At 39.2% G+C, this 14,125-nt stretch carries 13 protein-coding genes; 8 read left to right on the top strand and 5 right to left on the bottom strand.

Going from position 1 to position 14,125, the window contains the following annotated elements; all coding sequences use genetic code 11:
* Positions 1-326 precede the first annotated feature (326 nt).
* Together RLN88_RS13250 and RLN88_RS13245 are read left to right on the top strand one after the other, a co-directional pair.
* Positions 327-1,982, top strand: a complete 1,656-nt coding sequence (locus RLN88_RS13250; protein WP_350221888.1) for a S41 family peptidase — start codon at positions 327-329, stop codon at positions 1,980-1,982.
* Between the two features lie 130 nt (positions 1,983-2,112).
* The gene (locus RLN88_RS13245) at positions 2,113-3,492 is read left to right on the top strand and encodes a S41 family peptidase (RefSeq protein WP_350221887.1); all 1,380 of its coding nucleotides are present in this window, start codon (positions 2,113-2,115) and stop codon (positions 3,490-3,492) included.
* Here RLN88_RS13245 and RLN88_RS13240 read toward each other — a convergent pair.
* The 3 genes from RLN88_RS13240 to RLN88_RS13230 are packed head-to-tail and all read right to left on the bottom strand — an operon-like array spanning position 3,489 to position 6,199.
* Positions 3,489-3,941 (bottom strand): YybH family protein, encoded by a 453-nt coding sequence (locus RLN88_RS13240; protein ID WP_350221886.1) that lies wholly within the window; start codon positions 3,939-3,941, stop codon positions 3,489-3,491. The genes RLN88_RS13245 and RLN88_RS13240 overlap by 4 nt on opposite strands.
* A gap of 50 nt (positions 3,942-3,991) precedes the next feature.
* Positions 3,992-5,563, bottom strand: coding sequence for a S41 family peptidase (locus tag RLN88_RS13235; RefSeq protein ID WP_350221885.1), 1,572 nt, complete (start codon positions 5,561-5,563; stop codon positions 3,992-3,994).
* A gap of 42 nt (positions 5,564-5,605) precedes the next feature.
* On the bottom strand, positions 5,606-6,199 hold the full coding sequence (locus tag RLN88_RS13230; RefSeq protein WP_350221884.1) for a hypothetical protein: 594 nt from the start codon (positions 6,197-6,199) through the stop codon (positions 5,606-5,608).
* 321 nt (positions 6,200-6,520) lie between these two features.
* On the opposite strand from RLN88_RS13230, the gene RLN88_RS13225 reads away from it, so the two are divergent.
* The 3 genes from RLN88_RS13225 to RLN88_RS13215 all read left to right on the top strand — a co-directional run bounded on the left by RLN88_RS13225 (position 6,521) and on the right by RLN88_RS13215 (position 9,125).
* The gene (locus tag RLN88_RS13225) at positions 6,521-7,534 is read left to right on the top strand and encodes a serine hydrolase domain-containing protein (RefSeq protein WP_350221883.1); all 1,014 of its coding nucleotides are present in this window, start codon (positions 6,521-6,523) and stop codon (positions 7,532-7,534) included.
* A 24-nt stretch (positions 7,535-7,558) separates the two neighbouring features.
* Positions 7,559-8,158, top strand: coding sequence for a hypothetical protein (locus tag RLN88_RS13220; RefSeq protein WP_350221882.1), 600 nt, complete (start codon positions 7,559-7,561; stop codon positions 8,156-8,158).
* An 82-nt stretch (positions 8,159-8,240) separates the two neighbouring features.
* Entirely contained in the window at positions 8,241-9,125 is an 885-nt protein-coding gene (locus tag RLN88_RS13215) for a LysR family transcriptional regulator (RefSeq protein ID WP_350221881.1), read from the top strand.
* A 6-nt stretch (positions 9,126-9,131) separates the two neighbouring features.
* Here the strand turns inward: RLN88_RS13215 and RLN88_RS13210 are convergent, their stop codons facing one another.
* The gene (locus RLN88_RS13210; protein WP_350221880.1) at positions 9,132-10,346 is read right to left on the bottom strand and encodes an outer membrane protein assembly factor BamB family protein; all 1,215 of its coding nucleotides are present in this window, start codon (positions 10,344-10,346) and stop codon (positions 9,132-9,134) included.
* 171 nt (positions 10,347-10,517) lie between these two features.
* Here RLN88_RS13210 and RLN88_RS13205 point away from each other — a divergent pair, with 171 nt between their 5' ends.
* From RLN88_RS13205 to RLN88_RS13195, 3 genes are all read left to right on the top strand, one after another.
* A complete protein-coding gene (locus RLN88_RS13205; RefSeq protein ID WP_350221879.1) occupies positions 10,518-11,681 on the top strand; it encodes a methionine aminotransferase in 1,164 nt (387 codons plus the stop codon).
* Between the two features lie 7 nt (positions 11,682-11,688).
* Positions 11,689-12,327, top strand: a complete 639-nt coding sequence (locus RLN88_RS13200) for a transglutaminase-like domain-containing protein (protein WP_350221878.1) — start codon at positions 11,689-11,691, stop codon at positions 12,325-12,327.
* 249 nt (positions 12,328-12,576) lie between these two features.
* Positions 12,577-13,146, top strand: a complete 570-nt coding sequence (locus RLN88_RS13195; protein ID WP_350221877.1) for a redoxin domain-containing protein — start codon at positions 12,577-12,579, stop codon at positions 13,144-13,146.
* A 187-nt stretch (positions 13,147-13,333) separates the two neighbouring features.
* On the opposite strand, the gene RLN88_RS13190 is transcribed toward RLN88_RS13195, so the two are convergent.
* Complete coding sequence (locus tag RLN88_RS13190; RefSeq protein ID WP_350221876.1) at positions 13,334-14,122, bottom strand: peptidoglycan-binding domain-containing protein; 789 nt, start codon at positions 14,120-14,122, stop codon at positions 13,334-13,336.
* Positions 14,123-14,125 lie beyond the last annotated feature (3 nt).

Raw genomic sequence — 14,125 nt, 5'->3', positions numbered from 1 at the left:
AATAAAATTCTTCGAAAATCCTCACCAGCGATATGCGAGATAGCTATCCCAACTTGAATTTATTTTTCAAATAACTCTAGAAATATACTACTCGAATTCACCGATGCTATTTTAAAATAATCTCATACACAAAATCTCCGGCAAATCGCATAAAAGCATGGGATAAGTCAACTAAGGAGTGTCTGACTGGCAGCCAAGTTTTAACATCCTTATTAGCCAAACTCATAATTACTATTACGATTGATCATATGAAATCTGAATCCGATTAACTCAGGAATCGTGAGATTCACTACCAACTTTTAATATCTATCGGAAGATCCTAAGAAATGAGATTATACAAATTTGTCCTTTCCACAATACTAATATCTACAACCCTGCATGGGGTTTCTCAAAGTCAATCTGATATTACTGCTGCATACAATCACTACTATATCACGAAGCAGTACGACTCTTCCAGATATTTTTTCAAAATTCTCGTTGACCAAAATCCTTACAATTATGATTATCGCGTAAAGCTTGCTCTAGCAAATTTCTATACAGATCACTACGATTTGGCAATTCAGTCATTCAAGAAGGCGATGGACATTGGCCCTTGGACCGACATCTATGCGTACTACATTGCTGCCAGCTACGCATATATGGACAGTCTGGATTTAGCAGGTTCTTGGTTGGAAAAAAGCGTGTTTGAGTATAATTGGCCAGATTATCTCAGATTAGAAAGGAGTAAATATTTCACTCCACTTAAAGAGCATCCTTCCTACAAAAAAGTTTTTGGTCACGATCAAATCTCTGAGGATAGGAATGAAGCTTGGCGAAATGACCTTCACTTTGTATATGATAAGATGAAGCTATTACACTTCAACCTATATAGAGTCAATTCCGCGGAGGTATGGGATCATTCATTTAATAAGATATACTCTGCAATCCCTGAGTTGTCAGATAGAGAGGTAGTAATTGAGCTAATGAAGTTTGCTGCATTGGCGGAAGAAGGTCACACCAAAATTTTGCCTCCGGAAAATGGTGATAATGCATTTCACTCTTTACCTCTGGAGCTTTATTGGTTTAATGATGGACTATTTATTATAAGTGCCACTGATGCTTATGTAGAATTAATTGGTTCTCAGATAACTCAAATTGGCTCGAAGAAAGTAGAAGAACTATACGATCTATCCTATCCTTACAGAGGACATGATAATAAAATGCATCACAAGAAAATCAGTCCCCGATACTTAAGAATGGCTGAAGCGTTAAAAGACATGGGTGCCAATGATAATCTAGAATCCGTAGAGCTTGGATGCAGAAAAAACAACAAGAACAAAAAAACAATTATTCAATTCAACACTTTAGAAGAACTTGATTCAAAAAATTGGAAAGGTCTTGAAGTCAAAGAAACAGATCTTCCATTTTACAGAGACCGGGATTTAGATTTCTGGCATTCTCATATTAAGGAACTCGATGCATTTTATGTAACTATAAAATACATTCTCAACAATGATGAAACGAATTTCAAAAACTACATAGACTCTGCCTTTAGTGACTTTGATAAAGGAGGTGCTAAAAAACTAATCATTGATCTAAGGAATGCCGGAGGTGGCAACTCTTCATACAATAAATATCTAATTAGTGAAATCATTAGGAGACCATCAATAGATTCTGATGAATCACTTTTTGTATTGATTGGAAGAGAAACATACTCTGCAGCCATGAACTTAGCCAGCGATTTAGAATACTGGACTGATGCTACATTTATTGGAGAACCAACCGGATCAAGTCCCAATTTTATAGGGGAATCTAATGCATTGAAACTCCCCAACAGTCAGCTTTATCTGATCATTTCCAACAGATATCATCAAGGTGGTGCCAACAACTCACTAGACAATCGCCCGTGGATTGCTCCTGACATCCTTGCAGAGTTTTCTAGTGAAGATTACTTTAAAAAAAAGGATCCGGCATTGGAAGTTATCAGTGATAATTATCAGTAAAATGCTTGTTGTTTAGATGCTTCTAAGAAAAAAATGAAAAAACATACTGGAATGGTAAAGCAATTGATGCTTAAACTCTTTCAATAAGGGAATGAAAAAAAATATGATTTTGCTACTTCTAATTGTTGGGATGATCCTTGGACTAATTGGAATCATCTTAACAATTAAATTTCCTTTTGGCTTTAGCTTCTACTTTGCAATCACTTTGTTCCTAATTGGTTTATTAGGAACCTTGGTTTACCTCACACTCATTTGGTTTAGGAAATCCATCCTTGGGAAAGTACTGGTAGTCATCTCCTTGGTTTTAACCCTGGCAATTGCTTCTATTGTGGTTATCAGTCAAATTGACTACCGCATATTGCTCCCTGCTGTATCATCTGAAACCTTGACAAAAGAAGAATGGATATCGGATTTTGACTTTTTGCAGTCATCGCTAAGTAGTCATCCTGCATTCAATGACTCTTTAGAAGTGGCATTAGATAACTACGAGACTCAAATTAAGTCTTCACCTCAGCTCTCCGATTGCGACGCATTGTTAATCGCCATGAAGATGGTTGCGCTTTTTGAAGACGGACATTCTGATCTAATCCCATTTCAGCTTTATACAAAAGCCAGATATCTACCCATCCAAATATTCAACTTTGAAGATGGATGGTTCATAACAAAAAGCACCAAGGAGGAAATTATTGGAGCGGAGATTCTAGCCATTAATGACACCAAAATTGATACTGTTTCAAAAATGATGGCTCCCTTGATTGGCAGTGACAACTCTTTTTTCAAGAAACACCAATCTTCATTGTACATGCCCAACATTCATATGCTACAATGCCTGGGCATAACTTCTTCGGAAAGTGAGGCCAGCTTACAGTTATTGATTGATGATGAAATGAAAACAGTAAACCTGGAATCAACCTCGTTAATTCAATGGGTTATTTGGTCATTGGCACCTGATAATGATCCACGCCCTGTAGGACATAACCTTCGAAACTTGGATCCAGAAATTAAATTAGAAAATGATACCCTGCTCTGGATGACCTTCAACAAAACTGGCCCGGAGACCATCCTGACGGAGATTGGAAATGCAATTACCAGAAAGTCATACGGAGATCAGGTTAATCACTTGGTTATAGATATGAGAAATAATACAGGCGGAGACAATACGACCTACAACGACTTGGTAAAAAGCCTCACAAACAGTGAAAATGAAATTTCCATCCTTACCAGTAGAAAGACCTTTTCAGCTGGAATTAACTTCATTTCAGAACTTAAACTAGTTAGGGATTTCAAAATCATAGGAGAACCAACAGGAGCAGGCCATAATCATTATGGTGATCCTAAGACACTTTTCTTACCAAATTCAGGATTTATGCTCACCCTTTCTACCAGAGAGTGGAGTTTCATCCCACAGGAAAAAGAGAAATCCATAAACCCTGATATTCAGGTAAGGTATTATTCTAAAGATTATTTCATGAATAAAGATCCATGGATTAAAGCACTAGATCTATATTAATCGTAGACAAACTTCCAGGACCCATCCACCTGCCTTTTCCATACAGTATGAAAAACTCCGACTGATTCTATAACCTGCCCTGTGGTGTCGGTAGCTGAGAAGGTGAATGGCCCATAGGTATAGGCCATGTCTCCGGACTTAGAAACATCAATGAACTCAGGCTCCCATTGGAGGCTCACATTCTGAAGAGTCTGACTTTCAAAATAGCTTCGAATCTCTTCTTTTCCCTTAACTATCCCTCCTCTCCTATTCAATACACCATCGTCAGCAGCGAAGGCAAGGAATGCCTCCATTACCCCCTGCTCAGCAGCCATATCATTGAAAGCTTTCTCGGCCTGTCTAATTTCCTCTTCAAAGTTTCCCGAACTCCTGGGTGCCTCGCATGAGATATTGATAAGAATCACCATTAATAAACTTACTATGATAGTATTTAGTCTTATTATTTTCATTTTTCTTCTTTTTTAAAATTTGCTTTTCACCTATACAACAAATCCAATTCTCATTCATATCGAAAGACAGCTTTCATGAGAGGGTCAACATTCAATAAGTAGTCGATTGAAGAAACATCCCCATCAAGCAACGACAAATTGTAGAAATCCTTAGTGGTATATTGATATGGTATGTCAATGTAGTTATGATAGTAATCTTCCATTTCCTTTACTTCTGTGTAGTCAATTGATGGTTCTATTCGAAACATAATTTTTGAATTGGCAAGCATAAACTCCATTGGCGTAAACTGTGTTCCTGAAAAGAATCCATTGGGCATTCCAAGAGAAATTATATTGTCGTTGTACTGAGCCATAGCAACGAAATTTCCTGCAGAAGAATAGTAGAATCCATCAGTCAGAATAAATATATTTCCTTCATAAGAAAGTGTGACTGAATCGGGATTTGTGAAGACTTGATTGATTGATTCAAAGGTTACATACTCTCCACCTATTTCCGGTATGCTTTTTATTTCCTGCTTTGCAAAAGAACTATCATACCATCCCTCATGTAAAATTGTTTCCAAGTATCTTTTCATTTCCTCATTTTTGTTTTGAAAGCCAACTTTAATAGGCCTGTTGAGGGAAGTATTAGAAGGGACTATTTTTCTTAGAACCATCATCCATGGAAAATCCTGACCGCCAGGGTTTCCCCTTATATCAACAACCACCTTTTCAATATCATTTCCAGAATATTTCATTATTTCGTTCTCATAAAATATTGCGTCAGCCATTGCTGGCATCCTTATATAAAGCACCTTTTGATCCTCTAGATAGAGAACATTTTTGTATCCCATATCACCACTCCAGATGAGTTTTTTAGGCTTTCTATCTATTTCAACATCTGGATCGCTCAGGAGATCTACTTGGATTTCATGTTGGTCACCCTCAAATGATAACATGAACTGTGTGCTATCCATAAAGGCTCCATATCTATAAAAATTATCGTAGAACAATCGTGACCGCTGAATATCATACTTAATATGTGGTATCTGCATGTAGTTCTCTCTTACTACCTCATGGATATTTTGACCATTTATTTTAGTCACTATAGACCCTGAATCGATTTCGATATCGTCAATCAAAAAGGGATAGTAAACCTTATAACTCCCTTCTATATAAGCAATTGGTAAGCTGACCCTTATTATTTTACTTGATATGTGATTTGAATGAATTCTCTTGTAATAAAAATTACTAGAATCTGCATACCTGTGATGAACTTCATTTAGAGTGTTCCTAGACCAGTTGTCTGGAGCTTTAATGATTGTAGCATGAGGGTCTTGTATTGAATTGATAATCTCTCTGACAACAAGGTAGAATTCAGCATTGCTTCTGATCTTTTTCACCCTTTCGCGATAAATCATCTTCTGCCCATTAAAATTTTGATCTTTAAGTCGGTCATTGACTTTATGAAACGAATCTACTGACCCTAGAATCTCAAACAATTCATTCAAATCATCTAAGTATTGTTTGGTTGTTAGTGAGTCTTTAGTAAAGTCATTACCATTGTTTTGATTGGTTTTATCAAATGCGAATAGATTCGAAAAAGTTATTACATAAATTAGGACTAGGTTTATTCTGTTCATATTTAAAAGTGTATTTGACTAATACTTCTAAAAAGTATCTAACTATTTCAGCAGACTCAAATCCTTACTCAGATACAAAGTCTCTATTGTTACAGACCTAAAGTTTGATGAACTGAGTTCATTCACCACGCTCTCAGATTTCGCATAGTCTTTAAATGAGTCTGCTTTGATAAACATGAGAAACTGAGCTCCATCTCCACCATCTACAATCCTAAACAGCCGGTATTCATATTTAGAATTCGCTTTCTTAAAAACCCTAAACTGCTCTTCAGCTTTACTAACATCAGAAGCATTGATTGTAATAAGTCTGATAAATTTTGAATCCAGTTTAAGAGATTCACTCCTACTCAGTTCTTTCAGATATATCAGTCGCTGAATGTTTTTTAGGTCAGCATGGGGGTAGACATTGATATTATTATCGGCGGCATCTCCTGCTAAATCCACAGGTGGTGAATCATACTCTTCCCAGCTATGATCAAAAGAAGCATCTATAAAAGTACCCAGGCGCTCTCCCGAAACTACATACCACCCATACCACTCCCACGTATCACCATTTTCCGAATGCCATGTTAAATGACGTTTATATCCTGCCTCAAATTGTTTTCCCTGATCCTTATGTGGTAACCATGTCACCATATGGGTAATATTTTGCAGATTTTGCTGGGAATAAAGGCTAATTTGAAGCCCTATGAAAAGTACAAATATGATAGTCCTCATTTCAATTGATGTGCTAAAAAAAGCAGTGCGCTATACTCCTGAGGAGTATCACCAAAACTCAAAACTTCAATGAATCAGCGCACTGCCATCTACTATTAACGTGGGCCAAATAACGCACCCCTTCCAATGAAGTCCTCCATTAACGATGTGAATAATCTTAATAGCTGATGTGAGAAAACCTAAAGGCCATCAGGAATAGAATTTTAACCTTCCAATCTACCTTCGATCAAAAGAAACTCAATGAAAAGAATCAGCACCTCCCTCCTCTTTATATCAATTCTAATTTTATCTTCTCAGGCCCAAACCCTTGGTGAAAAGGTCCAAAAACTTCTGGAGGAATATCCATCCATAAGTGTTTCAGCCTATGAGAATGGAGAGTTCTATGATTCCATATTTACCACTGCACCCAAAATTCATAATAACAAGGAGAAATACTATCTGTACAGCATTAGTAAATCGCTTACTGGTCTGGCGATAGCCAAGCTTTACGAAGAAGAGAAAATCGATATTGATCAATCAATCAAACTCTACCTGAAAGATCTTCCGGATTACTATGAGGATATTAAGATCTCACATCTGCTTACCCATACTTCAGGAATCAGGAATTACGAGAAAAATGAGTGGCTAAAATTCAGTCAAAACCACTGTAGTTCAGCCAAAGATGCTGTGAATTGGTTCGCCTCAGATGCTCTGATCTCCAATCCCGGACAAGAATATCAATACAGCACATTCAATTACGTCGTTTTAAGCTACTTGATTGAACACGTTACCGGTAAAAGTTTCATTGACTATATCAATGAATTGACTAAAGGCATAGCAGATATACTCTTCTATCTCGACGATGAGAATACGCTGGATGGTGAAGTTCCTTATTATGAAAACTGGAGTTCAAAAAAAGGCAAAGGCAAACTGATCCCGGCAATTGACAACTCATGCAAACTGGGCGGTGGAGGAATAGTCGCGTCAGCTACGGATGTCGTCAAATTACATGCTGCTATATTGAACGGTGAGATTCTTAAGAACCCGAATGAATATTATCAGCCCTTGAGTGAAGTAAATAGCTATGCCTATGGCACTTCCAGAGGCAAGACTGGCGAACTTAACTACAACGCGCACACAGCGTCAGGAATGGGCGCCTCAGGAGCCATCATGATTTTCCCGGATCAGAAAAAGGTGGTGATGGTGATTGGGAATGTTGAGAGTGATGATATAAAGGAAAATATTTATTCGATATCAAAGGATGGTCTTCAGTAGAATCCATCAAATAAACTTGACCTTATGACACGATATTTAGTACTAATAATTATAATAACGTCAGGATTGGTTTTCCAGTGTAGAAAATCCAATAAAGGAGAATTGTCCATTTTAAAATTCAAGGAATACTATGAACTAGTAAAACAGAAGGACAGCAATAAGTGGAATTACACCTCTGACACAGTCAATATTTGGTTTGAGAAAGACGATCAACAACCATCAAAATCATATAAAGGAAAAGGAGTGAGCAAATGGGGTGAATGGGATGTAGTAATGAATTCTAATTCTTACTATGATTCGATTTGGTATAATTGTGAAACCCACGCCATCCAGGGTTACTTCTTTGGGGATAATGACTTCTATAGAATGATTGGCGCCTCACCGAATAAGACCTTGAGAACTTATTCTATGAATGAAAGCAATCAAGTAACAGACATTCTATATGAACGGATAGAAACTGATAATTCAATATCAGATAAACATCTTGATCCAATTTATGAGTGGGCTTTGAAGTACGATTCTATGGAAATAACTGAGCTATACCCAAATAAGGAGTTTATTCCTTCAACTGAAAATGCTCTGAGGTGGAAGGAGCTCTTAACAAAATATAAAAATCATGATTGAGCTAGGGTAAATCAGACAAGGTTATTACCATCTAAATAAAAGTACAGTTGTTATTATACATTCTTCCGTATTTTTAATCAATATGGAGATTAGGCATTTAAGACTTATTTCAGCTGTATCAGGGTTGGGTAGCTTAACAAAAGCTTCTAAAATTCTCTTCCTATCACAATCTGCTTTGAGCCATCAACTTAGAGAAATAGAGGACGAGTTGGGAATTGCAATATTTAATAGAGTAAATAACAAAATGGTATTGACTCATGCCGGAGAAATTGTCCGAAAGTACTCAGATTTAGCGCTAGAAAATATCAAATATTTGGAAAATGATATCAAAAAACTAAAAAATGAAGAGATTGGACAATTACGTATTAGCCTGGAAGCTTACACCTCTTATCATTGGTTGATTCCAATTCTAAAATCATTTAATGATCACTTCCCATCGATAGAAGTTTCTGTTAATACAGAAAACCCAACAAAACCTCTTCGATTGTTACAGGATGGGAAGCTTGATATCGCACTAATGGTCTTTAGCCCATTCGATCCGGTATTCCAATGCACAAGGTTATTTGACGATGAACTGGTAGCTGTGGTGCCTCCAAACCACAAGCTATCCAAGCAACCTATTTTAGAGCTAAGTGATTTCCACGATGAGACCATCATCACTCACGCAAAGGCGAATGAACGAAACATGGTGCTGGAAAAAACGACAAATGACGAGTCATTCAAGCCAAAGAAATTCATCCAAATAGACTATACTGATACCATCGTTCAGATGGTGAAAGATGATCTTGGCATAGCTATTCTTTCCAAGTGGGCAATACAACCTTACTTACATCTTGGCTTCAAAACCATTCGTATATCGAAAGATGGAACTATGCGAAGCTGGTATATGATATCAATGGCTAATAACAAGGAGAATGACTCCTTGAAGTACTTCAAAGAACTTTTGATAAAGCATCTATCAAATTAATGTAGGCTATCTTTTAACAGCGTGGACCACACCATCCATATCTCCGAAATAGACTAGCTCATCATCCACCCATGGTGTAGAAAGTATGCTACCCAACTCAAAAAAGGCATCGTAGATCTTATAAATATCACCATCATACTTATCCACTAAATCTTTCACTTTCAGCTGTCCTTCTTCAGTAAAGAACTCATCTTCATTTTGTATGCTTCTTGTAGTTTGGAATTGGGAAAGGACTTCTCCGCTGTTAATATTGATCTTAAGCAATCTCCCATCAGCCACACCTGCATAAGCCATAGAATCGACGATTGATATACCTCCGTAAACATTTAACCGTACATCAACCTCCCATTTTAACCTTCCACTGCCAGCCGATAAAGACTTGATTTTATGCGTATCAGAAGTCCCGAAGATTAATTGATTACCTGCTACTACCGGAACCATAGACCAGCTACCGATCTCATGATATACCCATCGCCCTGCTCCCGTTTTGACATCCAAGGCATACACATTATAATCTCGTGAGGTAAAGTAGACGGTGCTATCCTTTATCACTGCATGATATTGAATCTCCCCGTTGGGGAAATAGGTCTCTCCTATGGTTTTGAACTTCCATTTGAGGGACCCATCTAAATTAAGTGCGTAGAAGTAGCCATCATAACTGCCAAAGAAAATGGTATTGTCTGATGCCGATGGTGAGCTATGCACCATCCCATCGGTCTTAAATTTCCATATCAATTTACCGGTTGAAGCATCTAATGCATGGAGATGACCATCACTACTGCCGAAACAGATTTTCCCATTTAAGTACAAAGGAGCTGAAAGGAAGTAATCCCAATGATCAAACTTCCGCTCTGGATCTCCCACATCGTACTTCCATAGAATATCACCATTTACCGCATTGACAGCATAAAATTCCCCTGATGATGAATGGAAATAGATGATATCCCCCTCTCTGCATATTGCCGACCTTATCTGTCCTGAAACATCCAGTTTCCAATTCAATTTTCCAGTCTTCTTATTCAAGCTATAGAGGGTACTATCAGCAGAGCCAATCAACAAGTTGTTCTTATAGCCGATCGGTGACCCATAGATGGGACCCCCAGTCTGAAAAGTCCATTGCCTCATTAATGTGTCAATTCCACCCTCACCCTGCTGCCCGTAAGAAAAAAGAGTACTGGAGGTGAAAAGGAAAATTAGTATTGGATGGTAAATTATTTTCATAGTAACGTATGGTCAATGAAACAAAAGTCATCCTATTCATCAAGATTATTCAATCTTAATACCTGAAATAAACTCATTTGCTTGATTAGAATCCCTAATAATATACGCTTGAAAGCACTTACACACCATCTCCATTTTTTATTTCCTCTTCACCCCTCCTATTTTTGACACATGTCAAAACAACATGTAGCTATACACCCCAAACTCTCTTCCGGAGGGACGACCATTTTCACTATCATGTCCAAACTGGCCTCCGAGCATATGGCCATCAACCTCGGGCAGGGCTTTCCGGACTTTGAATGCGATCAGAAACTCAAGGATCTGGTAGCCAAACACCTTCAGGAAGGAAAGAATCAATATGTGCCGCTGGCAGGACTTCCGAAACTTAACGAGACCCTGAGCAGGAAAATGGAACATGTATATGGCATGCCAATTGACCCTCAGGCCCAGATATGCGTTACCGCAGGCGCCACTCAGGCCTTATACACCGCTATCATGGCCTTTGTAAACAAAGGAGATGAAGTGATCATCTTTGAGCCGGCCTATGATTGCTATACTCCACAAATTCAGCTGGCTGGTGGGGTGGTAAAACCCTATACCATGACTTATCCTGATTACGGGATTGACTGGAATCGGGTAAAAGACATGGTGACAGATAAGACCCGCATGATCATTATCAACACACCGCACAACCCCAGCGGAACCATCCTTTCCAACAAAGACATGCAGTCGCTGGAGGACATTGTCTCAGGGACCAGTATCGTAGTGCTCAGCGACGAGGTATATGAACACCTGATCTATGATGGAGAAGATCACCAGAGCATCATGCGATTTCCGAACCTCTTTGAGCAATCGCTTGCCGTATTTTCTTTCGGAAAGACACTGCATGCCACCGGCTGGAAAATGGGGTATGTCGTAGGTCCGGAGTACCTGATCAAAGAATTCAAGACCATCCATCAGTGGAATGTATTCTGCACCAACTCCTTCGTGCAGTTTGCCATCGCTGATTATCTCGCTGAAGCTGAAAACTATGAATACCTCCCCTCCTTCTTTCAGGAGAAAAGAGACAAGATGAATGAATTGCTGGCCGATGTGCCACTTACACCCAAAGTGGCCAAAGGCACCTACTTCCAGGCTTATGACTATTCCGATGTTAGCGAGATGGATGACCTGACTTTCGCTAAATACCTGACTTCAGAGATCGGGGTGGCTGCCATTCCCATGTCACCTTTCTACACAAACCCTCCGGGAGACAAAGTAATCAGGCTGTGCTTTGCCAAGAAAGAAGATACGATCCAGGCAGCAGCAGAACGATTAATGAGGCTGAAAGGTTGATTAGTAAATGAAAGAGCATACTGCTAGCACCTATTACTTTGATTATGATCATCCGATTATACAACGGTTAGTATCGGAATTTGGACATGCAGAGCTGTCCGATCTGGAAAAGGCGAAGCAACTCTACCTGAAAGTCAGAGATGGCTGGCGCTACAATCCGTACGACATCAGCTTCAACAAAGAGTTTCTGAAGTCAAGCAACATTGCTCAGAAAAATCATGGACATTGTATCGATAAATCCATCTTGTACATCTCAGGCTTGAGGGCGCTTGGCATCCCTGCAAAGCTTCATCTGGCCAAGGTGAAAAATCACATTGCAGTGGAACGGCTTACGGAGAAATTTGGTACCAATGAGCTTACCCCTCACGGAATGGTAGATGTCTTTCTAAATGGTAAATGGGTAAAAGCCACCCCCGCATTCAATCAGGAACTTTGCAGGCTCACCGGTGTAGAACCCCTCGAGTTTGATGGAACTGAAGACTCAATCTTTCAAGAATTCAGCAATGATGGAAAGGAATTTATGGAATACCTTGAGGACTATGGATCATTTGATGATGTACCCATTGAGTTCATCCAGCAAAATATGAAAGAAAATTATCCAAAGCTTGAAAATCTTTTGAATGAGGCTGGTAAGCTGGAATTCTAAGCTGTCTAATCATTAATGATTTGACAGCAACCGCTTGGTTTTAATTCTTATGTAATTGTTGATCACGTCGGTATTAAGGTTGTCGGTATTAAGGTTTTGGAGGCGAGGATAGCCGCTGTATGCCTCCTGTATGAGCTGCCAATATTCCATGAAAGATAAAGCTACGGTGAGATACAAAAGTTCACAAGCCTATAAAAACCCAATATGAGAGAACACTTCGTATATTACCCATCTGTTACAAACTAATACATGTCTGAACCCCAAGGGCGAATAACGCTGGATATTAATGCCCCGGCACCTGTATTCAAATTAATTGACATCTTCGATCGAGAAATAGACCTTACCGCTTATAGAGGGAAGAAGGTGCTTATCGCTTTCTTCCGGCATGCGGGCTGTCCCTTTTGTAACACCCGGGTTCACAACCTGTTAACAAACCATAAAGAACTCAAAACCAAAGGACTTGAGATGATCTTCTTCTTTGAGTCAAAAAAGGCACTTTTGCTTTCAAGTAATTTCCACAAAACCATTTCCCCCATTCCGCTCATCTCTGATCCAGAAAAGATTTGGTATGATGCCTATGGAGTTGAAAGCTCAGCGCTCAAATCAGCCAAAAGCCATTTCACCAGTTTCTTTCAGAAGGTATTTGAAGCCAAGAAGAAAGGACTTCCGGTTCACTGGATGGCTGGAGAGGAATCCATCAAGACCATTCCTGCTGAATTTCTCATGGATGAAAGAGGAACGATCAGAAAAGTACACTATGCCAGTGGGCTGAGAGATCGAATGGCTATGGATGAGATCTTGAAATTTTTGAATGGATAGTTGAAAATAAAATAATCAGCCTTACCATTTCATCACCCATAAATTGCGACATTAGCATACCTAAATCAATAGAAATCATGGGTAAAGGACAAGACGCCAAAAAAGCTGTAAAAAAAGCTCCTACCAAGACGGCCAAGGAGAAAAAAGCAGAGAAGAAAGAGAAGAAGAACAAGTACTAAACTCCTTCTTAACTCACTTTGTACACATCAATAGTGTTTGCCTGAAAGTTTCGTCTTCTCAGGCAAACCTCAAATCCTTCTCTGGAGCCTTCATCGTTGGTATTTCCCTCGATGGTGTGCATCCAGTCTCCCTCCACGCCTATCACAATACCCGTATGTACCCAGTCGTATTGGGTCTTCATATTCAGAAACACATCTCCAGGTTCAATGAGCTTAGGATTATTTCTAAGGTTAACATTTCGATGCAATTTCTTTTCTTTCAGCCCATGGCTTCCCACCACATCACAGCTATAAGAATGAGGCATGATCTCTGTAAATCGCTTTCCTAAGGTAGTGGTGGCCTGATCCAGGATCGTCTGCACAAACCCCATGCACCACGCCCACTCTTTGCCTTCATTGCCGTCCATGTAGGCACGCACCCACGGACCGATATTTGAATTGTAAAGCTCACGGGGGATATTTTGCAAATGCTGACGGGCATAAGCCACAATCAATTGCCGTAGGTCATTCCCATTGATCCGGCTAAACGCATTGAACATCGGACTACATAAAACCCGAAACGTATTTGGCCCCACGATTCCATCAACCTCAAGTTTTTTGTGCGTCTGGAAATCCCGCACCACTGCCTCGGTCTGCGGACCATAGTCACCATCCACTGTTACACGGTGAAACCAGCCAGGATCAAGAAATCGCCACAAATTGAGCCATTCCTGTACTTTTTGAACGTCGTACCCTTTTTCTCCTACCTTCAGCACTTTAGTGATGTTCAGTTCTTTGATGTAGTGTTTCTTGATCATAGG

This window comes from Ekhidna sp., assembly GCF_040223195.1.
GTDB lineage: Bacteria > Bacteroidota > Bacteroidia > Cytophagales > Cyclobacteriaceae > Ekhidna.
The sequence above is the reverse complement of the archived record's forward strand: the minus strand, read 5'-3'. Positions and strand labels throughout refer to the sequence as shown.